This window comes from Kribbella albertanoniae, from assembly GCF_004348455.1.
In the GTDB taxonomy this organism is placed as follows: domain Bacteria; phylum Actinomycetota; class Actinomycetes; order Propionibacteriales; family Kribbellaceae; genus Kribbella; species Kribbella albertanoniae.
The window spans coordinates 60,253-85,080 of the sequence record NZ_SMKA01000006.1 but is presented as its reverse complement, the minus strand read 5'-3'; the positions used below and the strand labels follow the sequence as shown (position 1 = coordinate 85,080).

At 65.4% G+C, this 24,828-nt stretch carries 18 protein-coding genes; 10 read left to right on the top strand and 8 right to left on the bottom strand.

The annotated features are described in order from the left end of the window. The first annotated feature begins 43 nt into the window (after positions 1 to 43). The 3 genes from E1261_RS03370 to E1261_RS03360 all read left to right on the top strand — a co-directional run bounded on the left by E1261_RS03370 (position 44) and on the right by E1261_RS03360 (position 3,145). Positions 44 to 1,102 (top strand): calcium-binding protein, encoded by a 1,059-nt coding sequence (locus E1261_RS03370; RefSeq protein ID WP_238175983.1) that lies wholly within the window; start codon positions 44 to 46, stop codon positions 1,100 to 1,102. A gap of 133 nt (positions 1,103 to 1,235) precedes the next feature. After that, a complete protein-coding gene (locus E1261_RS03365; protein ID WP_165952344.1) occupies positions 1,236 to 2,330 on the top strand; it encodes a calcium-binding protein in 1,095 nt (364 codons plus the stop codon). A 134-nt stretch (positions 2,331 to 2,464) separates the two neighbouring features. Further along, the gene (locus tag E1261_RS03360) at positions 2,465 to 3,145 is read left to right on the top strand and encodes a GNAT family N-acetyltransferase (RefSeq protein WP_238175982.1); all 681 of its coding nucleotides are present in this window, start codon (positions 2,465 to 2,467) and stop codon (positions 3,143 to 3,145) included. Here the strand turns inward: E1261_RS03360 and E1261_RS03355 are convergent. The 5 genes from E1261_RS03355 to E1261_RS03335 form a co-directional block, all read right to left on the bottom strand. Further along, the gene (locus E1261_RS03355; RefSeq protein WP_202874268.1) at positions 3,142 to 3,909 is read right to left on the bottom strand and encodes a class I SAM-dependent methyltransferase; all 768 of its coding nucleotides are present in this window, start codon (positions 3,907 to 3,909) and stop codon (positions 3,142 to 3,144) included. The genes E1261_RS03360 and E1261_RS03355 overlap by 4 nt on opposite strands. 481 nt (positions 3,910 to 4,390) lie before the next feature. Then, positions 4,391 to 6,529, bottom strand: coding sequence for an AfsR/SARP family transcriptional regulator (locus tag E1261_RS03350; protein ID WP_132401598.1), 2,139 nt, complete (start codon positions 6,527 to 6,529; stop codon positions 4,391 to 4,393). A 46-nt stretch (positions 6,530 to 6,575) separates the two neighbouring features. Continuing rightward, positions 6,576 to 7,145, bottom strand: a complete 570-nt coding sequence (locus tag E1261_RS03345; RefSeq protein ID WP_132401595.1) for a class I SAM-dependent methyltransferase — start codon at positions 7,143 to 7,145, stop codon at positions 6,576 to 6,578. Positions 7,146 to 7,195: 50 nt separating this feature from the next. After that, on the bottom strand, positions 7,196 to 8,266 hold the full coding sequence (locus E1261_RS03340) for a methyltransferase (RefSeq protein WP_238175981.1): 1,071 nt from the start codon (positions 8,264 to 8,266) through the stop codon (positions 7,196 to 7,198). 112 nt (positions 8,267 to 8,378) lie between these two features. After that, on the bottom strand, positions 8,379 to 11,552 hold the full coding sequence (locus E1261_RS03335; protein ID WP_132401592.1) for an AfsR/SARP family transcriptional regulator: 3,174 nt from the start codon (positions 11,550 to 11,552) through the stop codon (positions 8,379 to 8,381). A 188-nt stretch (positions 11,553 to 11,740) separates the two neighbouring features. Between E1261_RS03335 and E1261_RS03330 the strand changes: the two genes are divergently transcribed. From E1261_RS03330 to E1261_RS03305, 7 genes are all read left to right on the top strand, one after another. Continuing rightward, positions 11,741 to 12,115, top strand: a complete 375-nt coding sequence (locus tag E1261_RS03330; RefSeq protein WP_132401589.1) for an LppU/SCO3897 family protein — start codon at positions 11,741 to 11,743, stop codon at positions 12,113 to 12,115. Between the two features lie 120 nt (positions 12,116 to 12,235). Next, positions 12,236 to 12,538: a hypothetical protein gene (locus E1261_RS45090; RefSeq protein WP_165952343.1), complete on the top strand. Its 303-nt coding sequence runs from the start codon at positions 12,236 to 12,238 to the stop codon at positions 12,536 to 12,538. Continuing rightward, positions 12,496 to 12,804, top strand: coding sequence for a DUF1905 domain-containing protein (locus tag E1261_RS45085; protein WP_272948545.1), 309 nt, complete (start codon positions 12,496 to 12,498; stop codon positions 12,802 to 12,804). The genes E1261_RS45090 and E1261_RS45085 overlap by 43 nt, the downstream gene beginning before the upstream one ends. Before the next feature lie 60 nt (positions 12,805 to 12,864). Continuing rightward, a complete protein-coding gene (locus E1261_RS03320) occupies positions 12,865 to 15,552 on the top strand; it encodes an ATP-binding protein (RefSeq protein ID WP_132401584.1) in 2,688 nt (895 codons plus the stop codon). 38 nt (positions 15,553 to 15,590) lie between these two features. Then, positions 15,591 to 16,565: a protein kinase family protein gene (locus E1261_RS03315; protein WP_202874267.1), complete on the top strand. Its 975-nt coding sequence runs from the start codon at positions 15,591 to 15,593 to the stop codon at positions 16,563 to 16,565. A 119-nt stretch (positions 16,566 to 16,684) separates the two neighbouring features. Then, entirely contained in the window at positions 16,685 to 17,362 is a 678-nt protein-coding gene (locus E1261_RS03310; RefSeq protein ID WP_165952340.1) for a fibronectin type III domain-containing protein, read from the top strand. 10 nt (positions 17,363 to 17,372) lie between these two features. Continuing rightward, positions 17,373 to 18,068: a crotonase/enoyl-CoA hydratase family protein gene (locus E1261_RS03305; RefSeq protein ID WP_132401578.1), complete on the top strand. Its 696-nt coding sequence runs from the start codon at positions 17,373 to 17,375 to the stop codon at positions 18,066 to 18,068. Here E1261_RS03305 and E1261_RS03300 read toward each other — a convergent pair. From E1261_RS03300 to E1261_RS03290, 3 genes are read right to left on the bottom strand one after another with little or no spacing between them, the layout of a single operon-like run. Continuing rightward, positions 18,065 to 20,719, bottom strand: a complete 2,655-nt coding sequence (locus E1261_RS03300) for an ATP-binding protein (protein ID WP_165952339.1) — start codon at positions 20,717 to 20,719, stop codon at positions 18,065 to 18,067. The two genes, E1261_RS03305 and E1261_RS03300, sit on opposite strands and share 4 nt — an antisense overlap. Next, positions 20,716 to 21,747: an LLM class flavin-dependent oxidoreductase gene (locus E1261_RS03295; protein ID WP_202874266.1), complete on the bottom strand. Its 1,032-nt coding sequence runs from the start codon at positions 21,745 to 21,747 to the stop codon at positions 20,716 to 20,718. The genes E1261_RS03300 and E1261_RS03295 overlap by 4 nt, the downstream gene beginning before the upstream one ends. Positions 21,748 to 21,783: 36 nt before the next feature. After that, positions 21,784 to 24,729 carry an AfsR/SARP family transcriptional regulator gene (locus tag E1261_RS03290; protein ID WP_132401573.1) on the bottom strand — a complete coding sequence of 982 codons (2,946 nt, stop codon included), beginning with the start codon at positions 24,727 to 24,729 and terminating at the stop codon, positions 21,784 to 21,786. Between the last annotated feature and the right edge of the window lie 99 nt (positions 24,730 to 24,828).

Below are 24,828 nucleotides of genomic sequence, written 5' to 3'. Positions count from 1 at the left end.
CCCCAATCTGGGCATGTTGACTGTCAGAGCACAGCCTGGACGGGTGAACAGTATCTCCGTCACCCAGCAGTTGAACCGGCTGATCATTCACGACTCTCGCGACACAGTGCGGGCTTCGGCGACCTGCGATGCAGTCGATCCGCAGACAGTGGTCTGCCCGGCCAGGGCCATCTTCCAGGTCGTCATCGACGCCGGCGACCTCAACGACGAGATCACCTTCGACGCCGCCGATGAGTTCGAGGTGCTGACAGGCAGGTTGATCGGCGGCCCGGGCGACGATGTCCTCGTCCTCGGACCGAACGCGACTACCGGACATCTGTTCGGTGGACAGGGCAACGATGTGCTGAAGGGCGGGCGGGCGTCCGACTTCCTTGAAGGTGGGGCAGGCGCGGACGAGTTCACTGGGGGCGACGGCGTCGACTTCGCCGACTATCGAAGCCGGGAGACACCAATCGTGGTGAGCATCGACAACATTCAGGACGACGGCGCGGCCGGCGAGCGCGACAACGTACACACGGATGTCGAGAACGTGATCGGTGGTTCGTCGGATGACGTGCTGGCGGGGAGCCACAGCGACAACAACCTGGACGGCGGTCCCGGACGCGACCGCCTGTTCGGCGACCTGGGCGACGACGCCTTGACCGGCGGACTTGGCAGTGACTCTCTCAACGGCGGCCCAGGAAGCGATGAGCTGTTCGGGGCCGAGGGCGATGACTTCCTCGAAGGCGGGAGCGGTACAGACTCCGACTTCTTCGAGGGCGGTGACGGGACGGATTCCGTGTCGTACTCCGGACGGCCCGATGACATCACCGCCGACAACAACGGCCAGTTCGACGACGGCGGCGGTGCCGGGACCGAGAAGGACAACGTCCGCCAGACTGTGGAAGCCATCCACGGTGGGGACGGCAACGACAGACTGCGCATCGCCGCACCCGACAGCGCCGTGGTGGGCAATGCCCTCACGGGCGGCGCCGGCGACGACCGTCTCATCGTCCGCGACGGCGGACCACGCGACATCGCAGACGGAGGACCGGGGACAAACAGCTGCATCATCGACCCTGAAGACAAGCCGGTCGACTGCGATCCCCTGCGTCACCAGTGACGTCTGCTCCAACACCAGGGCCGGCCGGTCCCGTGCCGCGCCCCAGACCGGCGAGGCTACGACGCAGGTCTGAGGGAACGGCACGGATCCCCATCAATTGCCCAGGCTGACGTGCAACCTTCGAGGAATGGCCATGACAAGGAATGCACGGAGATTCAAGCTATCGACAGTGGTCGTCGGCGTACTGATCGCGCTGGCGGTCCACTCACCGGCGGCCGGTGTGACGACCCCGATCAAGGTGACCCTCGAGGACGGGGTACTGCGGGTTCTCGGCGGACCGCAGGACGACCATCCGACGATCTACGTGACGGCATTTCCGGCAGATCGACCGCCCAGGGTCGTGGTGGACGAACTCGGACGGGACTTCGTCACAAGCGCGCCGTGCGTGACCGTCGGGACCAGCAGCCGGGTCGAGTGTCCACTGAAGGCAGTCACCGAGGTGATTGTCGAGACTGGTGATGGCAACGACTCGATCAATCACCGCACCGATTTTCCGGCCCGGCTGGTGGCCGGTTCCGGTAGCGACACCGTCAACGGGAGCGCTTCGCCGGAGTGGATCGACCTTGGACCAGGCGATGACGTCGCTCAGGTACTGGGTGGCACCGATGATGTGGTCGGCGGCCCCGGAAATGACCGAGTGACCTACGGCGCGATCGCCGACCTGGAGATCCGTCTCGACGACCTCGCGAATGATGGCGCCGCGGGTGAAAACAGCAACATTCACTCCGACGTGGAGAACCTGACTGGCGGTCAGGGCAGCGACCTGTTGGTCGGTAGCGCGGCGCCCAACCGGATGGACGGCGGTCCAGGAAACGACAAGCTGCTGGCACTGGACGGTGACGACATCCTCATCGGTGATGCCGGCGCCGACGTGATGTCCGGAGGGCCTGGCATCGACGCAGCCCACTACATGCTGCGCTACACACCATTGAGCCTCAGCATCGACAACGTCGCGAACGATGGTGCTCCGGGTGAGAAGGACGACATCCGCGCCGACGTCGAGAACCTGCTCGGTGGAGTCGCGGCCGACACCCTGATCGGCAGCGACAGCGCCAACGACCTCGACGGATCCTCGGGGGACGACCTCATCGAGGGCCGCGGCGGCGACGACGTTCTCCGCGGCGGCGCGGGCAACGACATCCTGATCGGCGACGCCGGCTTCGACACCGGTCTCGGCGACGCCGGAACCGACACGTGCAAGGTCGAAAAGCAGTCCGGCTGCCCGTGAGCCACCCCTGAAAGGTGAGTGGCGGCGGACCGGGGACACCGCCACTCGCCTCCGTCAGACCCCGAACCACCAAAGGGGCTTGGCCCAAAGCGAGCTCACAGGCTGCTGGTAGGCCGCCTTGGGACAATAGGGGCGTGGATGAACACAGCGCATCAATCGAGCCGGTGACGGCCACTCTCGGAAGCATCCTTCGCAATGTCGAACTGGGCGTGTTCCCTGCGCCGGATCTCAGCGTCAGCGTTGTCGCGGCCCCGTCCGAGCGGGACTCCTGCGTCGTCGGTCTGACTGCTCACATCGTCGTCGCAGCCGACGTCTCCTCCGCGTGGGTTCACAGCCTGCTACCGAGCCAGGATCCATCCGCTCCTCTGAACCCGCCTTTTCTGTCGGCGCTGGAGAAAGCTACTGGGCGGCGGGTGAATGCGATTGACGCGCTGCTGCTTGCCCCGGCCTTAGCCGCTGACGACGAGCGGGAGGAGTTGTTGTCGGTGTTGGTCGACCTCGCAGATCCCGAGCATCCGCGGGTTAGGCGCGCCCAGCTGCATCGGGATGAAGTGCGAGTGTTCGGTCATGCCGCGGGTGGGCTCGTACTCGTTGGCCGTGGTGTCGCCGGGCGCCTCGAGTGTGCTGTTGAGGTTCCTGAGGAAGCCAGGGGCATAGGGCGCGGCAGGACATTGGCTCGTGCTGCGCGTGCTCTGGTACCGGTTGGCTCGCATGTGTGGGCGCAGGTGACGCCAGGTAACGCCGCGTCCCTGCGCGCGTTCCTCGCCGCCGGCTTCATACCGGTCGGGTCTGAAGCATTGCTGGTGAAACACTAGGCCACGACGGCGACGACTTCGGCGTAGTGGCTGGTCGCAACCAAGGTGCCGTCCGTCGCACGGTTGTGCCGACGGTACAGGTCCAAGAGGTCGGCAGACAGTCTTGCCTGGCCCTCACGGTCCAGCGCGTCAAAGGCCTCCAGGGTTGGGCCGTACCAGGCACGGTAGTACTCCAGCATGTACTCGTCCGACGGGAACCGGAAGACGAACTCACGGTCGAGGATCTGTAGCGCGCTGATCCGATCGCCGAACAATTCTTCGAGTCGCCGGCGCGTGCCCCACTCACTGGCCGAGCGTAGACCGGCCGGGCGTGGAACGTGCGCCGCAACGGTCTTGAAGATCCCATCCACCAAAGAGTCCGGCGTCCAGTTGGTCATACCGATCCGGCCGCCGCTCCTGCAGACGCGAACCAGTTCATCAGCCGTTCGCTGCTGGTCAGGAGCGAACATCGCGCCGTACGTCGAAAGCACGACGTCGAAGCTGCCATCCTTGAACGGCAGGGCTTGTGCGTCGCCGACTTTCGTTCGAAGCCGAAGGTTCTGGACAGCGGCCGCCTTCCGGGCCGACTCGAGCAGGTGCTCGACGAAGTCCAGTGCGGTGACATCAGCCCATCGCCGCGCTGCCGCCAAGGAGGCGGCACCGTTGCCTGCGCCGACATCGAGAACCTTTTCGTCAGGATGGATGTCCAGAGCCTCGCACAGGAGTTCTGGCGGCAGCACGACAAGCGAGCCGATCCGGCCGAAGTCGCCAGCTGCCCAAGTCACCCGCTGACGTTGGGTAAGGGACTCAAGGTCAGGATGCACGGTCATGAACGAACCTCCAGTATCTCAACAGTCGGCCGGTGCCGCTGGGGCCGCCACTCGACCGAGCGAGCAGGTGGGGTCTGCGTCGGTCGGGCGGCCCCAGCGGGTGGACGACCGCCGCCCGGGGCGGAGGGGAGCCGGCTCGCCGCCCACAACGGCGCCAGGTGGCACGGTCCGGCCCTTGCGTGGTCGCCCGGGCCGAGACTGCACTTCAAGGCGCCGTCTCCCATTCCGTCACAGCCGGCTTCGGGAAAGATGTGCGCAGCCTGTTAGCCGCCGTGCCCAGGAGTTCCCCATCGCCTCGGCGCACGATGACTACGTCCCGAGCACATACTTCTGGAAGGGAGTTCTTCATGCTTACGCTCCTCGGTATGCCCCAGGGCGCGGAGTGGCTCGTCATACTCCATCCAGGGGACGACAACTGCGAGCTGACACATCAGCGTCAGCCGGCAGCCACCACACGGCGCCTTCGCGGACCGTCGCCGACGCTCATCCCAGCTGGGAAGGGCGTCGGCCGCACGTCGATCTCTTCCATGCGCTCGATGTACTGCCGGTAATGGCGGCGCGCGTCGCCGTACCGACCGGATTCCTGCAGCAGCGTAATGAGATCGAGGTACGTCGACTCGTCGTACGGATCCTGTCGAAGCAGTGCAAGAAACGACCAGACAGCCAGATCGACCTCGTCGGTTGCTTCGGCCGCAGCACCCAGCGCGCGAAGCACCGATGCGTGCAACGCGGACAGTTCATCGCGCATCGGCTCTGCCCAGGACTCGTAGGTATCCTCTGCGCAGAAGACTCCGGTGTACGCCGACACGGCCGACTGCAGGGAGACGAGAGCATCGGAGCCTTGCCGGCGCCATGACTCGAGTGCAGCCGAGGCGGTCTCGATGTACCGCTCCACGTCTGTATCAACGACTGTCAGGTCCAGCCGGACAATGTTGCGATCAGATACCACCGCAGGGTTGCTGATTCGATCGGCGCGCGAACCGTCCAAGACGGTGCGGAGCACCGTGAGAACTACCGAAAGCCGGTTGGACGCCAGGTGCGCGTCTTCTGGCCACAGCAACGAGTGCAACTCGTCACGCGTGATAGGGCCGCCTCGCCGCGACAACAGAATCTTGAGGACGTCGCGCGCCTTTTTCGACTGCCACTCCGTGGCCGCCACCACAGCTCCTTCGCGTACGACCTGAAACTTGCCGAGAGCATCGATCCGCAAGGCCGGCGCTAGCCTGGCTACCGCCAGGCCATCGGCGATTCCGGTCCACTCTCGCCGGGCGCCCAACTGGCGAAGCTTTTCGGCTTCTCCAAGCGCCCCTGCTCTGTCGGCGCGCAGCGTTGCCGCCAACAGACCGGCCCGTGCAACCCCGAAGGCATTGCCGACGTCGGTCCAGATCGCAGCAGCCTCCGCAAGCCGCCGGGCGGCCAGGTCCGGGCGCACACACGCCATCAGTTCCAGCGCCTCAGCCAGTCCCGCCTGGTCCCAACGGCACCGTGCAGCCTCTGCGGCTGACTTTGCCTGGACCTCCGCACCAGTATGGTCACCCTTCAGGAGGCCGATCCAGCCCCGCGCCAGAAGAGCACCGACCTGGTTGGGACCATCGTCGGTGGCAAGTTCGGCCATCGCAGCCGCGGCGCCGAGGTCGTCAGCTGCCCGAACGCGGGCCAAGCCAGCAGACGCTAACATCACCGTGTCCCGCCAACCCCCGGCCTGGGCGGTCCGGATCGCGTCCTCATAGGCAGCTCGGGCTTGTTCGACCTGACCCTGCAACCTGTAGATCAAGCCGAGTCCTGCCATTGGCCGGGCAACCTCGGCAGAGTTCATTGAACGGTAGCCGTCGCGGGCTGCACCGTACCGCCGAGACGCCTCGTCGTACTCGCTTCGCAGCACATGGGCATCTCCGATCTCGGTGAGCGCCCAAGGCCGGAGGACGACATAGCCCGACTGATCGACGAGGGCGAGCGCTTGTCCCAGTTCCTCGAGGGCCTCAGCCGGCAGCCCTTGCGCGGTGAGCTGTGCACCACGCCCGATCCCTAGCCGGATCAGGTTGATGATGTCGCGCGACTGCTCGGCCGCCGCGACGGCTACTAGGTAGTTGCTCTCAGCCCCGCGCCAGTCGGCAGCCTTCGCCGCCACCTCGCTCAGCACCGTATGACTTGCGGCAGTCGCCTGCAGCGAGGATGCCTTAGCCGCCAACTGTGTCGCGTGCTCGGCCATTTCCAGGGCTTCAGCGTGCCGACCTCTGGCCGCGTGGACAGTCGCCGTGCAGGCAGCATGGATCGCCTCATTCGCGAGTTCGCCTGTACCGCGGCGGCCGCGCCCCAGCACCCGCTCCGCCGTCTTGAGGTCTCCCAGCTGACACGCCGCGAGACCGGCACGCCAGGAGAGCTCAACAGCAAGAGGACCATCCCCGCTGGTCAGCCTGCCAAGCTCCCCAGTGGCTCCGTGCCAGTCCCCCCTGGCGAGCCGGGAACTCGCGCTCATTGCCGTGACCTGCGGGTCGATCGGCACCTGCTGCACCCGGTTGCGTCCTGCGATTCCTTCTTCGTTGGTCTCTATCACGACATCGCACAGTTCGATCATCTTGCGCCCCCCAGAAATTTCGCTTCAATGTGGTTCCGACTCGTGCTCACCCGAGCTGGTGAGCCGTGCCCAAGATCAAGGGTTGGACGAGCCTCGGCATGCCCATCCACTGCTCGTGCTGCACGTGCTCGACGCGAAAATGTCGTTGGAGCGCTGCCAGGAGGTCTCGGTTACAGCGACATCCCTGGGCGAACCTCGCCCAGGCGCCGGCCCACCGGTCCTGATGACGTCCAGCTCGGTGGCCTTCAGAGCGCACGTGCTCGCAGAACAGCAGACGGCCGCCTGGCTTCAGCACCCTGGCGACCTCCGCGAGGACCGGGTCGACTTCGGGCACAGTGCACAGAACGAGCGTGGAGGTCACGACGTCGACGCTCCCGGTTTCAACCGGAAGCGAGTCGCCGGCAGCAGCCAGCACCGTTGCTCTCCGGTCTCCCCTTGCCCTGCGGCACAGGCGTTCGTACATCGCGGGAACCGGTTCGGTGAGGATCAGTTCGTCCACCTCACTGGGATAGTGCGCCAGGTTGAGGCCCGTGCCCGCACCGATCTCAAGCACCCGTCCGCTGCCGTTGCTCAACAACGCCGCTCGGCGGTGGCGCATGCCGCGTTGTTCGCCCATCCACAAGAAGGGGTCGTAGATCGCGGCCGTGAAGCGTTGGGTCACCGGTGTCACGGCCGGGCCTCGTACACGATGTTGAACGGTGTCTCGGCGACCCGCCGGAACCTCGTGAAGCCCGCGTCCAGGACCAAGCTGTGGATCGGTCGCTCACCGGCCTGGGCACCCAGCGAATAGCCGCCTTCCTGCGACAGCGCGTTCGGAACGCAGAGAAACGACGAGAACGAGTAGTACACGCGGCCGACAGGGTTCAGGTTGTCGGAGACCTCGTCGCCGGCATAAGGCTCGACGATCATCCAGGTGCCATCCGGGGTCAGCGACTCGCGGATGTGGCGGGCCGCGCCGAGTGGATCCCCCATGTCGTGAAGGCTGTCGAAGGTGGTGACCAGGTCGAACTCGGGACCGAGCTTGCCAAAGTCCTGCGCAACTGCCACGTCGAACGTGACCCGGCCGTCCAGATCGTTGTCCTTGGCGCGCTCACGAGCTTGGTCGATCGATGCGGGATGACCGTCCACCCCTCGGAAGGTCGAGTTCGGAAAAGCTTCGGCCATCATCACCGTCGATGCTCCATGCCCGCATCCGACGTCCGCAACCAACGCGCCTGCCTTCAGCTTCTGCACAACGTCGTCGTTCAGGGCCGGCAACCAGGCGTCGATCAAGCTGCCGCGGTACCAGGGCTTGAACGCCCGCTCGCAGCCGGTGAAGACATCGGTATGGTGCTCGTGCCAGCCAACACCGTCTCCGGTCCGGAATGCCTCGATGATTCTGTCCTGGGCACGCAAGGCACCCACCGCGAGCTCGAAGGCTCCCGGCGCGAACACCGGGCCTTCCGGATCGGTGAGCACGAACGACTGCTCCTCGGTCAACCAGTACTGCCCGGTCTCTGCGTTGTACTCGACGTACCCTCCGGCGGCCTGACCGCGGAGCCACTCCTCCACATACCGCCGCGCCGTCCCGGTCCTGGAAGCCAGCTCCTCGGGGCTCACCGGGCCGGCCATCATGGCCCGGTACAGCCCAAGCCGATCACCAATCACAACATTGCCTGCGGCAACTGTCGCGCCCAGGTCAGCCACGAACCGGCCCAGAAACTGCGTCAAGCTTTCCTCGTTGATCGCCATAGTCATTCCTCTCCTTGTCCTGAGAGATTTCTACGGCGAAACGACGTCATAGATCGTGAGTGGAGACTACTCAGATCCAAGGATTGCCTACTCAGATCTGCCGTCCGCAGACGATTACCTACTCTGGTGGCAATGCGGTGTCTTCCAGCGACCCGAGAAGTCCGAGCGCCCGGCGTCGAAGGAGCTCATCACCAGTCTCCATACCGACCGCATAGGCGCGGCGGGCGTGCTTCGCAGACTCGATGCCGTCACCCAGATCACGGTGTACGGCCGCAATCTGCGCCAGTGCCTGACCGTACAGGCCCTGGTACCCGATGTTGTCGGCGAGCAGCAACGCCTGCTTTGCGTAGCTGCGGGACTGGATGGGCTCACCGAGGGCCAGGTGCACGTCCGACAGACCGAGCAGTGCCTCGGTCTGCGGCATCCTTGCACCGGTCTGGGTCGCGAGGCTCAGCGCCTCGCTGTGGTTCTCAGCCGCCTCGGCGTACCGGCCGAGATCCATCTGGACCGATGCGAGCCGAATCAGCACACAGGCCTCGGTCACGCGGTCGCCCGTTTCCTGTACGAGCTCGTAGGCTCGCTGCGCCTCTTCGAGTCCCTCGTCGGCCGACCCGGATTGGGTGCGGACCACGGCGAGAGCCGCCAGAGTCATCGCCTGCCCGTTCACGTTGCCAATGGTTCGATACTGGTCAAAGGCACGGCGGAGGGCGTTCACGGCATGGCAGTGCTCCGCGCGACGTCCGAACAAGATCCCGAGCTGCTCGAGAGTGCTCCCGCTTGCGTAGTCGGTCTGGTGATGCAGGACGAGTGCTCGCCACAGGTGCCGTCCTGCCTCTCGGAGCCGGCCGGCCGCAAGATGCACTTGCGCGAGGTTCTCCCGATTGACAGCCTCGCCGCGCTGCGAGCCTGTCCGGCGGTTCAGCATCAGAGCCTGCTCGTGAAGTTCCAACCCCGTCTCGATCTCACCGATCTCGAAGTGCAGAACGCCGAGATTGCCGAGTGCATTGGCGCAACCCTCTTCCCACTCGGCGGCTTCACACAACTGGAGTGCCCGGCTTTGATGCTCCATCGCCTCCGCGTGTTCGTTGAGGCACAGCTTGGCCATGCCCAGACTGAACTCTGCAGCGGCCTGGGCCTGCAGGTCACCCTCCGCCTCGGCCGCGGCCAGTCCGGCGCTCGCGACCGCCAACCAGTCGACGCGGTGCCGTCGCAGCCAGAAATAGCCTCTGAGCGCGTCCGCGACCATCCATGCCATCGCCCGGTCATCACCGGATGTCGGAACGGTCGCGATGGCAACGAGGTTCAGCCGCTCGGTATTCAGCCATGCCAGTGCGGCCGCAGGATCCTGATGGCGCTCTGGAGATCGGCTGTCCGAGGGAATGCGGAGTAGTTGCGGACACAGAAGCCGCGTTGCGGCGTCTGCCATCTCGAACATCCAGCGTATATACCGCTGATGCGCCAGATTCCGTTCAAGCGTGTCATGGTTCAGGTGGGCTTGTTCCCGCGCGTAGAGCCGAAGCAACTCATGGAAGGCGAATCGGTCCGGCTCGGTCTCGTCGAGCAGGTGGGAGCCGACCAGCCGGTTCAGACTCGTCCGCGCTAGAGGCAGCGGAACCTCAGCGAGTGCGGCGGCTGCGGCGGCGTCGAAGCCCGGCCCTGGCACCAGGCCGAGCAGACTGAACATCCGGCGGGCTTCAGGCTCGAGTGCGCCATACGATTGGGCGAATACAGCGCGGACTGCCGATTGGCCTTCGTCATCGATGACCAGCGCGTCCAGCTCGCCGGTGCGGAGCTCCTTGACCTGGTCTGCGAGCCGACGCTGTGGCCGGCGGATCAGGTTGGCCCCCGTGATCTGCAAGGCCAACGGGAGACGGGCACAGAGCCTCACCAGCTCAACTACGGCCTCCGGTTCGGCTTCGACCCGGACCTCCCCGACAACGCGGGTCAGAAGTGCCGTGGCCTCTGCCGCATCCAGGACATCCAGGGTCATGAGCTGTCCGCCATCTCGCGCGACGAGCCCGTCCAGCCGACCCCGACCATTGACGAGCACGAGACAGCCAGGCGTCGCCGGCAGCAAGGGCCGTACCTGCGCCGCGTCGTAGGCGTTGTCGAGCAGAATCAGAAATCGCTGACCAGCCACCAACGACCGGTAGAGCGCAGCCGCGTGATCCAGCTCGACCGGTATTCGTTCGGGCGAAACTCCCAGGGCGCTCAGGAACCCGGCCACGGCTTCGATCGGACGCAAGCGTGAAGACAACCCGTAGCCCCGAAGGTCGACATACAACTGTCCGGCCGGGAACTGCTCCTTGACCTGATGCGCCCAGTACAAGGTGAGCGCCGTCTTGCCCACGCCTGCAGTCCCACTGACAACGGCTAGCGCCATCGTGATCGACGCGTCCACCAGGAGATCGTTGAGCCGCTCAAGATGTCGTCTGCGGCCTACGAAGGTGGTTGGTGCCGCTGGCAACTGGGCCGGATGAGCGGCGGGCGGGCTTGGCAGTAGGCGGCCGGCTGGGCGCCTGCCTACCGGTATCACGAGATCGTCTACAGAGGCTCCGACGAGCACCTGGCGGTGCAGCTCCTGAAGAGTCGGACCTGGCTCGATGCCTAGCTGCTCGATCAAGCACACCCGCAGATCCCGATACGCGGCCAGAGCCTCTGCCTGCCGATCCAGAGCGTAGAGCGTGGCCATCAGAACACCCCAAAGGCGTTCCCGGAGAGGCTGACGGCGGATCTCCATCTTGAGTTCGCCGATCATGTCGACCCTCGCACCTTGCGCGAGATCCGCCTCGATCTTCTGCTCCACCGCATAAACCCGGCGCTCATCCAGCTGGGCGATCTGCTCGCGGCAAGCCGGCAGATCCAATCCGTCGAGGACCGGGCCCCGCCAGCATCTGAGGGCGTCGGCGAACAGCTGCGTACGACGTGCGGCATCGGCGACGCCGGCGGCCGTGCGGACGAGCTGCTCGAAGACCAGGAGGTCCAGTTGCCCTTCCTCGACTCGGAAGGCATAGCCCGGCGGACGGGTAGCCAGCGGATGCTCAACCACCGAAGCGCCGTCGGGCCGAAGGGCGCGCCTCAGCTGTGAGATGCAACCCTGCAAAAGACTCCTGGCGGTCGACGGAGGCCGCGGACCCCACAGGTACTCGACCAGCCGGTCGGTCGAAACAACCTTGTTCGCGTTCATCAGCAGGATCGCGAGCAAGGCCTTCTGCTGCGGTCCGCCGATCGGCAGGAGGCGCTCGCCCTGCCAGACCTCGAGCGGACCCAGTACGCCGTACCGCGTTCTCATCACTCCCCCAGCTGCCTTCCTGCGCGCGATCTCTGCCGCCTGCGGCTGGACTCATTGCGCCAGCGGCTGCTTCTGGTTCCGTGTGGGTGCTCTGAGGGCACGGGAACTCACCTGATTCTCACTCCACTCGAACGGACGAATGTTCCGATCGTCGCCAACTCGACGCACACAGCCAGGGAGATTTCGTAATGACCAGCCAAGAGATATCAGGCAGCCCGACGGACGGCCCAGCGACGAAGCTGAGCCAGAGACAGCGGATCACCAACGCCACCGCGGTGATCGTCATCCTCCTCGTCATCGGAGGAGTCCTCTACCTCGCGAGGAACAACGCAGCTAACGCCGAGGTCGGCGACTGCGTCAGGGCGTCTGGCTCCAACGGCCTCGAACAAGTGGACTGCAACGACCCTCAGGCCGAGTTCAAGGTCGTCGGCCGAGTGGCTGACAAGCCCCGCGAAGACGCGACCCTGAGTACCTGCGGCGCCTTCAAGGACGTGGCCCAGGTCTATTGGGAGGGCACCAGCAACAAGGGCTTCGTACTGTGCCTTGCCAACGTCGGCGACTAGCCGACGGCCTCGAGATGTCGGCCTGAGCGCCGCCCCCGAGCCTCAGCACAACCACAGACTGCCCGAAGGAGTCCGTGACACAACCTGCCTCAGCATCACGACTCGCAGAGGAGAACAGACGTGCCGAACGTAGTACAGGTGTTCCGGGCAAAGATCGACCCGGAGAATGTGGCGCACCTGCTCCAGGTACGGCCGGCGGCCATCGCTCAGGCTCAGGCCGCGTGCCAGGCACTGGTACGGGCGGAGCTGGTGCGGCTCGATGATGATGTCTGGTTGGACATTTTGATCTGGAGCGAGCCAGATGGACCAGAACAGCTCATGAAGCACGCAGCCGAGCTACCGCTGCTCGCGGAGATGCACTCCCTGGTCGGCGAGATGTTGTGGGCCGAGTCCGGCGAGCTAGCCCACTCAACCCAGCTTTGACCGAATTCACAACCGCCCTCGTCCGCTGGCAGGGACCGAGCGGCTGGGTGTTCGCTCCAATACCGGCGGAGTACGCACCCGACATGATCAGTCCGTTCGGGCGCGTTCCAGTAGTCGCCACAGTCGATGGGCACACCTGGGCGACCAGTGTCTGGCGGGACAAGACCGCTGGTTGGCTACTGGCGGTGCCGGCCCGGGTGAGGGAAGGAAAGGATCACGGTGATCTCGTCGGCATCACGTTGGAGATCGATCACACCCGGCTCTAACCGACAAGTTGGCGTGACTACGCCCACTGGATTCGGAACCGCGCGCCAGTCTCCGTCCTCATGACAGACGGCTGCGCACCGGGACGGCAGTGGGCCACAGGCCACAAAGTTCTGTGTCTTTCAGGCCTCTTTGAACCGCTGGTACGCGTGCTCCGTGTCACTGGCATGGTCAGGGAAACGAATCGGCCGGTGCTTGAGCGGGAGCGAGAGCTGTCTGCTATCGGTCATGCAGCCGCTGCGGCCGCTGCGGGTAGAGGCAGTGTAGTTCTGGTTTCTGGTGAGGCCGGGATCGGACGATCGACCGTGATCGACGAAGCACGACGCCGGATACCAACGGGAGGCCGCATGCTGGTGGGGCGCTGCGACGACCTGACAAGGCGTCGGGCTCTCGCGCCGTTCCACGACATCGAGTGCGATGTCAGCTCGGATCTGGCTACGGCTGTCCGACGGAACACCGATCGAGAGCAACTGTTTGTCGCCTTGCGGTCTGAGTTCAGTCGTGGGTACCTCCCGACTGTGCTGGCGATCGACGATGTCCACTGGGCTGATGAAGCCACACTCGACATCTTGCATTACCTCGTACGTCGGATCGCGGCTCTGCCCGCCGTACTGCTGATGACGTATTGCGATGACCTGGCAGCCGGCCATCCGGTACGTCGGCTACTCGCTGCCTCATCCGAAAGTGTCAGAACTCGGCACCTTCCGCTGCGCCGGCTGACGCTCGAGGCCGTCCGACAGCTTTGCGTCGGCAGTTCATCGAATCCGGACGAGGTGTTCGCGGCGACAGCAGGCAATCCGTTCTTCGTCAGCGAAATGCTGACCCACGGCGCGACGCACGGAGTACCGGACACCGTGGTTGACGCCGTGCAGAGCAGGATCCGCAATCTGTCCCCTGGAGCCCTCGCAGCGGTCGAGCAGCTCGCGGTCCTACCTGGCGCAGTCGACCGCCGGTTGGTCGAGCAACTCGCCGACGGCAGTACGACGGACCTGGCCGAGGCTGAGGAGCGAGGCTTGCTGACGGTAACCCCAGCCGGGGTGTCGTTTCGGCATGAGTTGACTCGCCAGGCAATCGCCGGCGCGCTACCCGGCTCGCGACGGCTCATGCTCAACGAACGAGCACTCGGCGCCTTGGTACGGTGCGACGGCGCCGATGCGGGTCAGATCGCCTATCACGCTTCCGCGGCCGGCGACCATACCGCGGCCATCAAATACGGATCAGCTGCGGCACGAGATGCTGCATCTGACGGGGCACACCGAGAGGCGGTCGGTCATTATCGATTGGTACTCGAGCACGCCGACCTGGTCCCGTCGGTCGAGCGCGCCGGACTGCTCGAGGAGTACGCGATCGAGTGCTACACGATCGATGCCGGGGTGGCGGCTGTGGTGGCCCAACAGCAAGCGATCGACCTTCGCCGGACGCTGAAGGACGAACCTGCCGTCGGTGCTGGTCTGCGCTGGTTGTCCCGGATGCACTGGCAGCATGGGGACCGCCGGGCAGCCGAGGTCTCGGCCCGAGAAGCAGTAGCTGTTCTCGAGCCGCTGAGTGAGGCCCGCCTGCTCGCCCTTGCCTACAGCCACCAAGCACAGCTCGACACGCTCGCTCATCGCTGGGCCAGCGCCGTACCGGCTGCTGAGCGTGCCGTTGAACTGGCCCATGCCAGCGGAGACAAGTCCACGTTGTCGTTCGCTCTCAACAATCTGGGTGAGTGCAGGTGGGGGCTCGGCGACGACGACGGCCAGAAGCTGATGGAGATCAGCCTGCAACTGGCACTCGAAGCAGGCGAGGCCGATGCTGCCTGCCGCGCCTACGACAACATTGCAGCCCGGCTGATCGACAGATTCCGGTTCGATGACGCCGAGCATCATGTTCTGGCTGGGCTGAAGCTGGCAGCAAAGGCGGATGCGAACGGATGGCTGAACGCTTTGCGGGTTCATCGGGCGAAGATCGAACTCAGTCGGGGAGCGTGGGACAGTGCCGTCCAGGTAGCGAAGACCATCATGCCGGCCAGTTCGCGCCTGAATCGGTGCATGGCGCTGGGCGTTCTGGGGCGAGTGGGCAACAGACGCGGCGACAGCACGGCCATCGAACACGCGGACGCGGCCCTTGTGCTCAGCCGCCAGATCGGGGACCTACGATACTTGGGTTGGGCGGCAGGGATAGCCGCTGAGTCCGCCTGGTTGAGAGGGGTTGCCGTGCCTGATCTCGTGCGGGACACCTTCAGCAAGGCCTACCACGAGGACCTCTGGACCGTCTGGCCGGAGCTTGGCTATTGGCTGACAAAGTCAGGTCATCCGGTCGAGATGAGCGAGACCGGAGGCCCGTACCAACTGCTTGCTGTAGGCAACTGGCTGGAGGCGGCCACTCTCTGGCAAGGAGCCGGGTGCCGCTACGAAACGGCGCTGGCTCTGTCAGAGAGTGGGAGTCCCGAGCAGCTAGTCGCAGCAGTGGAGGAATTGGATACCCTGGGAGCGAAGCCACTTGCCAGAATTGTGCGGCAACGGCTGCGTGCTCTGGGCATCCGTCATGATTCGGCCCGGACACCGCGACAGAATCCCGCAGGCCTGACGCCACGTCAATTCGAGGTCCTGCAACTGCTCGTGGAGGGATTGACGGACGCCGAAATCGCCTCACGACTGGCGATCTCCGTGCGCACGGCCAACAATCACGTGGCCGCGGTACTGGACAAACTGGCCGTCCGCAACCGCGCCGACGCCGTCAGCCGAGCCGCCCAGCTCTTCGACCGGTGACGCCCCGTCTTGCAGCACGACGTGCCGCTTACGCCGCCGTGTCCACGAAGCTGTCGCTACTGAGCGATCAGCAACTCAGGTCTGTCGTTGCCGCCGGACATCCGCTGGAGTCCGGCATCGGCGGTAGGTTGGCGGAGGTGGATGTCGACGGGACACGAGTCTTCGTCAAACGGATCCCGCTGACGGATCTGGAGTTACAACCGGGCAACGTACGGTCGACGGCGAATCTGTTCGAGCTTCCGCTGTTTTACCAGTACGGCGTGGGCTCGGCCGGGTTCGGGGCGTGGCGTGAACTGGCCGTGCACACCATGACCACCAACTGGGTGCTCGCGAACGAGTTCACGGGCTTCCCCTTGATGTATCACTGGCGGATCCAGCCCGATTCGGCGCCGGAAGGTTTCGCCGATGGGTTCGGCGGCATCGATCCGATGGTCGCGCACTGGGAGGGCTCAGAGGCTGTCCGTCGACGGTTGGAGGCAATCGGCGGGTCCTCGCACAACTTGGTCGTCTTCTTGGAGTTCGTACCATCGACACTCGACGGCTGGCTGAACAAGCACCCAGACCCTGCGTCGTACGAGTGGCTGGACAATGCCCTTATGAGCGGCGCCGACTTCATGAGCGCCCAGGGTCTGGTCCACTTCGATGCCCACTTCAACAATCTTCTCACCGATGGTCAGGAGCTGTACTTCGCTGACTTCGGCCTTGCCCTGTACCGCGGCTTCGACCTGTCGGCAGCCGAGTCCGAGTTCCTCTCACGACACCTCTGCTACGACCGCGTCTACGCCGCGGCCCATCTGCTCCGCTACCACTTGCCCGACGGCATCCGGAGCGAATCCGAGCACGACACCTTCCTCAGCGACTGGATCCCGGGCCGGAAGCCCGATGGCGTGTCGCCTGAAATGGCCAGGATCATCGATCGGCACGCCGCGACTTCCATCACTATGGATGACTTCTACCGCCGTCTCCGCACACAGAGCAAACGCACACCTTTCCCGACTGCTGAATTCGAATGAGCCCGGCCTGCCTCCGAACGAATCCGGGTGCGCCGGTGCGTCCGGAATTCCTCCCAGCGTCTTCCCAGCAGCGTGCGGATACTGGGTGCGGAATCCCCGCTCACGAGGAGGTCCGTCTCATGCTCATCCGCCCGCGTTCTCTGATCGCCGTACTCGCCTCACTTCTGTGTTTTGCCTTCGCCACGTCAGCCACCGCAGTCGCTGCAGGCGATACCCAGCCGCCATCGACGCCTGCCAATCTTCGGGTGACATCGTCATCCGCAAATACGCTGTCCCTGGCCTGGGACGCGGCTCACGACAACTTCGGCGGGGTGGGCTATCACGTCTCGCTGGACACGCCGCACCACTCCGACGACACAGGTAGCCGCACGACGCATGTCTTCCAGGACCTTCGCCCGGGTACGACGTACCTCGCGACCCTGTCCACCTTCGACGCGCGGGGCAACCGCGCTCCGGATGTCCGCCTGAACGTCACCACAGCCTCGGTGCCGGGGCCGTCTCCAACTGCACCGGCCAATCTCCGCCCAGTGTTCGTCAATGGCGTGCTGCACAGCCTCGAGTGGACGCCGAGCGTTCACACTCAAGCGGTTGTCTACAAGGTCTATTCGTCGAATCTCGGCTTGTTCACGTTGACCGGCGCAACCAGCCTCCGGATCTGGGACCTGGTCAACCTGGACTGCGTCCTGGAACCCGGCAGCACTCATGCCATCACCATCGCCGCGATCGATTCCGCCGGCCGCGTTTCAGATCTCAGCAACTCCCTCGCCATCACAGTCCCCAACGCACCGATCCGCTGAAGGGATACCCATGACGAGCGGGTCAGCCGTCAGCTATCGGCTCCACGATGCTGTTGCGACGATCACGATGAACGACGGCAAGGTGAATGCCCTGTCCTCGACGATGCTGGCAGAGCTCGACGAGGCACTGGACCGGGCTCGAACAGATGAGGCCACCGTGGTGCTCACGGGCACCGGCGGCTACTTTTCGGCCGGCTTCGATCTCAGGACGCTCGGTAGTGGCGGAGCCGATGCCGTGACCATGCTCCGCGCAGGGTTCACAGTGGCGGAGCGGCTGCTGACCTTTCCCGCTCCTGTGGTGATCGCCGTGAGCGGACATGCCATCGCGATGGGGCTGTTCCTCGCGCTCAGCGGCGACTACCGAGTGGGCGCGCAGGGACCGTTCAAACTGACCGCCAACGAGGTCGCGATCGGCCTGACTCTGCCCCTTGCCGCGGTCGAGATCTGCCGATACCGCCTGCCACCACCGCACTTCGACCGCGTCGTGAACCTGGCCGAGTCCTACTCACCGGATCTCGCAGTCGCGGCCGGCATCCTTGATCGCGTCGCGCAACCAGCCAACCTCGCCGACGACGCGCTGGCCGTCGCAAGGCACTTGGCAGCACTCGACCGCGCCGCCCACACGGCCACGAAGCTGCGGGCCCGGGCCAAGGTTGTTGCAGGGCTAAGGGCCGGACTCGACGACGAGTTCGGCCCCGATCGTTAGCGTGAGCGGGCGGTTGGCGTCAGGAGGAGCGGTACTCCGAGCCTTGCTGCCTCTGATCTGCTGTGGACTCCGAGCTTGTCCAGTACGGCGGCGACGTGGTTGCTGGCCGTGCGTACGGAGATCACCAACTGCTCGGCGATCTCCTGGTCGGCCAGCCCGTCAACCAATAGCTGCAAGACCTCGAGTTGACGCGACGTAAGACCCGCCGGATTGTCTCGCGTTGAGGACGGCCGCCCACGTGGAATCTGTGACACTCCAAGATCCCGTAGGCGGCGGCGAGCGATCGCTGCCAACGGTCTGCCGCCTAGCGAGGTCAAGTCATCGAGCGCCAGCAGCAACTGCTTGGCTTCCGAGCTCTCGCACAGCGCCATGGCGTACTCGTATCGGCACCCGCCGGCCAGCCAGATACCTGCTGCTTCTTGCCAACGACCGCTGGCCAGGAGCGCATACGGGTTGTCCGATGCTGGCATCTCCACCTGTCGTCCGGCACACGTCAGCCAGTACCCCAGTTCGGGCCATACCGTGGCGGCCTGCTCCTCGACAGCCTGCTGGAACGGCGTACTGGCGATCCTCACTACTTCGGCGGTATCACCCCGGAGCCACGCGGCTTCCGCCTCAGCAGCAGCCACGGAAGCAACGCTGCGCATGTCCCCCAGGTCACGTGCCGATCGAGCCGCCGAGGCGAGCAATTCGATGCTGTCCCGACTTCCGCGCCTGGCGGCGACACGCCCCAGCACGGTCAGTGCGGACCGCTGCTGGGCCGGCTGATCCGCCGAAATCTCCTCAGCCAGACTCACCGCGTTGTCCCACGCGCCGCCGCTGGCCTCGATCATCGCAAGCTCCGTGCGCAGCGGAGCCAGCCAGCCGAGATGGCCCGAGACCTGCGCGAGTTCCAGGCCGGCATGAACATACGACTCCGCTTCGTCGAGCCTGAATCTGTCGGCCAGGCCCCGCCCGAGAATGGCGAATGCATGGCATGCGGCATCGACATGGCCGGTCGCAACGGCGACCTCGAGCCCCTCCTTCAAGAGCGATTGCGCATCGACGTCAGGCAGATCCCAGGCAACAGATCCAAGTGCGTTCAACGCCTCGGGCAGGACGGCTTCGTCAACCGTCAAACGCGCCATCGCGACCGCCCGTTCGGCGAACCGCAATGCGTCTGACGGCTGAAGGCTCGCCAGGTGCATGCCTGCGAGATTGGCATAGCCGCGGGCCAGTGACCGCGACGCTCCGAGCGGTTCGAGAACTGCGACCGCACTGACAGCCGATGATGTCGCCGCCTGGAAGACTCCGTACGACCGGTACAGCCGCGACAACAACCAGAGGTCTTCGCCCACGGCTGTTGGGTCATCAAGTTCCTGTCGCAGGTCGATTGCCCGCCGGATGGCTTCGATCCCCGGTTGTCCGTCACCGACGATGTAACACTCGTTTGCATACGACTCGAGCAAGCCGGCCAGCGCAGCCGCCGGGAGCGCTGATGCGTACTCGAGCATCAGGCCGTAATGGCCGGCCGCTTCTCGGTGGGTAGCTGCCTGCGCCGCAGATCCGCCATACCGCAGGATGACATCTCCGTCGCCGGACTCCCGTGCGTGATACATGATCTGTTGTAGGTCTGCGTCCGTACGCTCGAGAAGTGCCTTGAGTACCTCACCGTGGAGACGCGAGCGACGTACTGCAGGAATGCTGTCGGCGATCGCGCGGCGCACCAGCTCGTAGGGAAACGAGATGGTGCTCGCCGTCACCTCAAGAAGTCCTCGCTCCTCCGCGGCCATCAGCGCAGCTGTGTCACCAACCAACCGATCGGCGAGTTGCTTGTCCAGGGCTGCGGGAACCAACGCCAACTGCTCGATAACCTCTCGGCTGACTCTGTCGAGATCCCGAATCCGGGACAGCACAGTGTCCGCGACTCTCCGTGGCACCCCACTCGTCGACCCGGCCGCCAACACCTCGCTGACGTAGAACGGGTTGCCGCCGGTCAGGTCATACACCTGTCGTGCATCGAGCACGCTCGATCTGCAGAGTTCACGTATGGCGGCAATGCTCAGCGCACGGAGTGGCAGATGCCGGGTGCCTTCGACACCGGATGCAGACCCGACCAATCGCCGTACCGGATGACCGGCGGCGAGTTCCCCGTCGCGATACGTCAGTACGAGGACAACCGGAAGATCACCTAGTCTGCGCACCAGATACTGCAGCGCATCGATCGACGCGTCATCAGCCCATTGCACATCCTCGATCACCAGCAGGGTCGGCCGTCCGCTCCAGCTCAGCTCAGCTCTGAGAGCGGAAAGAACCTCATCGCGATCCGCCCCAGCTCGAAGTGCATTGGTCAGCTCGGACCCAACGCTGCCCACCAAGTCATGAAACGGACCGAGGACACGCGCGATCGCCAGGTCATCGCAGTGTCCGATCAGCACCTGCCACCGACCGGAGAGCTGCTCGCGGGCAGCCTCAACCAGTCTCGACTTGCCGATCCCTGCTTCACCCGACACCAGGACCACTTGGCCACGACCAGTCATTGCTTGCCGCGCTGACTCGGCCAGTACGGCAAGTTCATACACCCGCTCGAGCAACGGACGATCCCGCTCGGAGGTCGGGCCATCATCCAGAAACTCCAGTGCCGACGTATGGCGCCCCTCCTGCACAGTCACGGGCTCTCCGCCGGCAAGGCGGCCCCGGCCGACTGATCCAGTAGTCGAGCTGACCGCTCGTGACTGCCTGGTGCCGCCGCGTGCAGGGTCGCCTCGATCTGCGCCCAGGGCAGGCCTGGCGGCAGCCCGAGCATGACAATGTCGGCGGCCTCGTCCCAGTCCGCGAGCGCCAATCGGACGTTGTCCGGAGTTCCCCAGACGCCGAACTCGTCGAGCAACGCCTGGGCCTGCAGCGGGACGACGCCTCCAAGGACGCTGGGCCTCGGGTTCGCAGCCATCACAGCTTGCACCGCTGCACCGTGGCCTTGCCTGGTTGCGGATGCGGCGTAGTCGGATCCCATCGCGCACAGGTACCAGGCGAGGCCGCTGGCGACTGCGGACCGCGCGGCTTCAGGGTCGGCCGCGGCGACGGTCAACGGACCGGCCGCCACGGTGACCGGGCGGGTGAATCGTGCAGCCCGATCAGCGATGCTTGCACGGGTTTGGAAGAGCGGGAACCAGCCGTCGGCAAGGTCCGCTGCCACCTCGATGGTGCGTTCGCCGATTGCGGCGATCCAGATCGGTAGGTCGGGGATCGCCGGAACACCCAGTGCGAGCGGGCGAGCCGTCAGTTCGGGGTTGTGCTGGGCGCGTCCTCCGTTGACGAGGCGGCGTACCTCGCTGGTGACCTCGCGCAGCCGCGCAGCGGGATGCTCGAACGGGATGCGATGGAATCCTTCGACCAGCGGGGCTGTGCTGGTTCCTAGCCCCAGCACGAATCGGCCGTCACTCGCGCGGTAGAGCGTGGTCGCGGTCATTGCGAGCGTGGCTGGCGTACGGCCCCAAACGGACAGGACACCGGCCACCAGCGTGATCCGTCGGGTCTGCAGACCGATCTGGGTGAGCAGGACGGTTGAGTCGATGCCCCATGCCTCCGGCAGGGCGAACGCCTCGTAGCCCAGGTCGTCTGCCAGCACAGCAGTGCGCCTGATGATGTCTTCGCGGGTTTCCATTGGGGTCAGTGCCACCCCACGGCGTCCAGCAGTCACAGTGATCAGCGTGCCCGCGAACCGTTCAGTCGTTGTTCAGCGGCTGCTCAGCGCGGCTTCGAGCGCAGCCAGCAGGTGGTGATCTTGCTCGTGGGCCCCGCTACTGGCCAGCACTTCAGCGCGTTCTTCGCCCAACGCCGAGACCACCGCTGCGCGAAGAGCGGCGAGTCGCACAGCGTCGACCATGTTCCCGGTTGGATCGGTACGACGGTGTCCGGCACCGAGCGAGCGCGCGACCAACTCAGAGGCCCCAGCGGCAGCGGCGGCCTCAGCAAGTGCCCAGCGCCAGGCAGCGAACGGCCTCCGGTCGGGAAATCCCTCCGCGATCGTCAAGGACTGTGCGAGGAGATCGGCGGTGAGCCGCAACTGTCCCGACCTGGCGCTGACCACGCCCAGAAAGGATTTCGCGTAGACCGCGAGCTCGTCGCGCAGACCGTCCTCGTCGATGAGGCGATTCGCCGCAGTCAGCTCGAGGGCCGCATCGTCGAGCCGTTCCTCCCGGATCGCGGCCAGGCCCAGCATGCTTCTCGTCCACGTTTGGCCCCACCGCATGCCGTCCTCGGTATAGATCCGATGGGCCCGTCGCAGACCGGGTAGCTTTTGGGCACGGGCAACGGGCGATGCGGCGGCGACGTAACGGACGAACAGGCACCATGCCGTTCCCCCACGGTGGCCCAATGCCTCGAATTGGATCTGGGCACTCCGCAGCATTGTCTCAGCCACGTCGTACTGACCGCGATCGGCCGCGATCCGACCGACGGTGCCGACCGCGAGTGCCTCGAGCCGCGGGTCATTGATGAGGCGTGCGTCCTCGAGCGCCGCCTCGGCTTGTTCCGCAGCTTCATCGTGCCGGTCGGCCTGGATGAGCAACGACGCCAGGCCGATTCGGGCGCGAGCACGCGGGCCGGGGCCAGGCCGAAGTTCGAGGGAACGTCGCAGGCGGTCAATCCCTTCGGTGCTAGAAGCCCGGATCCACCAGTACCAATACAACCCACCGGCCATGATCGTGGCATCGTCTGCGCGCCTTGTCCGTAGCGCATGGTCGTGCGCGGCGCGCAGATTGGCGATCTCCTGGTCGGCGCGGCCGAGCCAGGTCGTTGCCTCCGGCCCGGCTGCGTGTTTGCCGACCCCGAGCGCGACCGACCGGTAGTACCGCAGGTGGCGATCACGAACGGCAAGGTCGTCTCCGTCATCGACGAGTCTGTCTGCCGCGAACTGCCGGACCGGCTCCAGCAGCCGGTATCGGGCCCGTCCGCTCGACGTCTCCGCCATGACCAACGAGTGATCGACCAGTTGGCCGAGCGACACCAGTACGGCCGGCCGCCCTGCGTCGTCGGCCGGGACGACTGCTTCGGCGGCAGCGAGGTCGAAGTCGCCGACGAACACGCCGAGCCGGTGGTAGACCCGACGGGTGTCCGCATCCAGGCGGCGGTCGCTCCACTCGAAGACCGCCGCCATCCGCTGCTGTCGTTCCGGTCTGGTGTGATCACCGATCGCGACCAACTGTTCGAGCCGATCCGCTATATCGAGCGTCGACAGCGTGCGAGTCCACGGCGCGACCATCTCGATCGCCAAGGGCAGGCCACCAAGCCGCCGAGCCAGTTCGACGGTGTGATCGTCGCTGCGAAAAGCTGGATTCACCGCAACGGCGCGCTCCACCAGCAGTTGCACCGCGTCTGACCGCTCGTTGTCGGTCTCCAGCGGCCTCACAGGCCAGATCCGCTCACCGGGGATTCCTAGCGGCGTGCGGCTGGTGGCCAGCACCGCGCAGCCTGGTGCAGCGTCGACCACGGCGCCGGTGAGCCGCCCGACCGCGTCACTCAGATGCTCGCAATTGTCAACCACGAGCAACAACCTGCGATCCCGCAGCGCACGGACAACGGTGTCGAGCGGAGGCCGGATCGGCTCCTCGTCAAGCCCCAAAGCGAGCAGCGCGGCAGCGGCAACCATCCCCTCGTCGATCACGGGCGCGAGATCCACAAACGCCACCCCATCGGGCCAGAGGCGACGCAGCCGTTCCGCCAGCTCGATGGCTAGCCGCGTCTTGCCTGCGCCCCCGATCCCGGTCAGGGTCAGCACCGCTCCGGCCTCGACACGGACGGCCAGGATGTCCAACTCGGCCTGCCGTCCTACCAGCGCACTTCGGTAGCGATGGAGTGGACGCACACCGGAGATCGGTAACCCCGAGACGACGGCCGGTGCCGGGGTGCGGCGGAGCAGGTCGTCGAGCTCAGGGCGCTGGTTGAGGATCGCCACTTCGAGTTGGCGGAGCTCATGACCGGGATCGACGCCGAGCTGGGCTGCCAGCTCGGCCCGTGCACGCTGGTAGGAGCGTAGGGCGTCCGTCTGTCGGCCGCACCGGTACTGCGCAAGCATCAGCAGCCACCAGAGCCGCTCGCGCATCGGTTCGACGACCACCAATTCCTCCAGCGGAGCGATCGCCTCCTGCGGTCGACCCGTCGCGATCGTCGCTTCCAGGTGCAGCTCGGTTGTCGCTTGCCGTAGCTCTTCCAGCCGAGCGATATGCGGCTGAGCGAACTCTGTAGCGACGACGTCGCTCAGCGCCTGACCACGCCACAAAGCCAGCGCTGCCGTCGTCGAGTCGAGGACCGCGGCGAGGTCGCCATCGCGATCCGCGATTCGCGCCCGCACCGAGAGCTGCTCGAAATGCTCGCTGTCCAGTTCCTCGGCGCGAATGTCGACGCCGTACCCGGCCCCACGCCGGATCAGCACTTCCGGCCCGAGCAGTTCCCGCAGTTGCGACAAGTAGTTCCGCAAGATCCCGGGCGCGGTGGCCGGCGGGTGTCCGGCCCAGAGATCGTCGATCAGTTGTGGACCAGTTCGGTACTGCTTTCGGTGCAGCAGCAGGTCGATGAGGAGCGTGCGCAGTTTGGCGCCGCGCGGTTCCACGCGCATGCCGTCACGCAGGACCTCGAGCGGCCCGAGGATCCTGAACCCCAATTGCGGGCCGTGTCCACTCATGGTGTCGTAAGCGTCTTACGCACCACAGCAGTTTCCACTGCGCCTGCCGCCGATCAGGTGAGCCGCCCCGGTGGATCCGGAACCTTTCGTTGAATATTA

Coding starts and splice junctions, on each gene's coding strand:
- E1261_RS03365 (WP_165952344.1), top strand. CDS start 1,236: ATGACAAGGAATGCACGGAGATTCAAGCTATCGACAGTGGTCGTCGGC.
- E1261_RS03350 (WP_132401598.1), bottom strand. CDS start 6,529: ATGATCGAACTGTGCGATGTCGTGATAGAGACCAACGAAGAAGGAATC.
- E1261_RS03345 (WP_132401595.1), bottom strand. CDS start 7,145: ATGGGCGAACAACGCGGCATGCGCCACCGCCGAGCGGCGTTGTTGAGC.
- E1261_RS03340 (WP_238175981.1), bottom strand. CDS start 8,266: ATGACTATGGCGATCAACGAGGAAAGCTTGACGCAGTTTCTGGGCCGG.
- E1261_RS03335 (WP_132401592.1), bottom strand. CDS start 11,552: ATGAGAACGCGGTACGGCGTACTGGGTCCGCTCGAGGTCTGGCAGGGC.
- E1261_RS03330 (WP_132401589.1), top strand. CDS start 11,741: ATGACCAGCCAAGAGATATCAGGCAGCCCGACGGACGGCCCAGCGACG.
- E1261_RS03320 (WP_132401584.1), top strand. CDS start 12,865: ATGACAGACGGCTGCGCACCGGGACGGCAGTGGGCCACAGGCCACAAA.
- E1261_RS03310 (WP_165952340.1), top strand. CDS start 16,685: ATGCTCATCCGCCCGCGTTCTCTGATCGCCGTACTCGCCTCACTTCTG.
- E1261_RS03305 (WP_132401578.1), top strand. CDS start 17,373: ATGACGAGCGGGTCAGCCGTCAGCTATCGGCTCCACGATGCTGTTGCG.
- E1261_RS03290 (WP_132401573.1), bottom strand. CDS start 24,729: ATGAGTGGACACGGCCCGCAATTGGGGTTCAGGATCCTCGGGCCGCTC.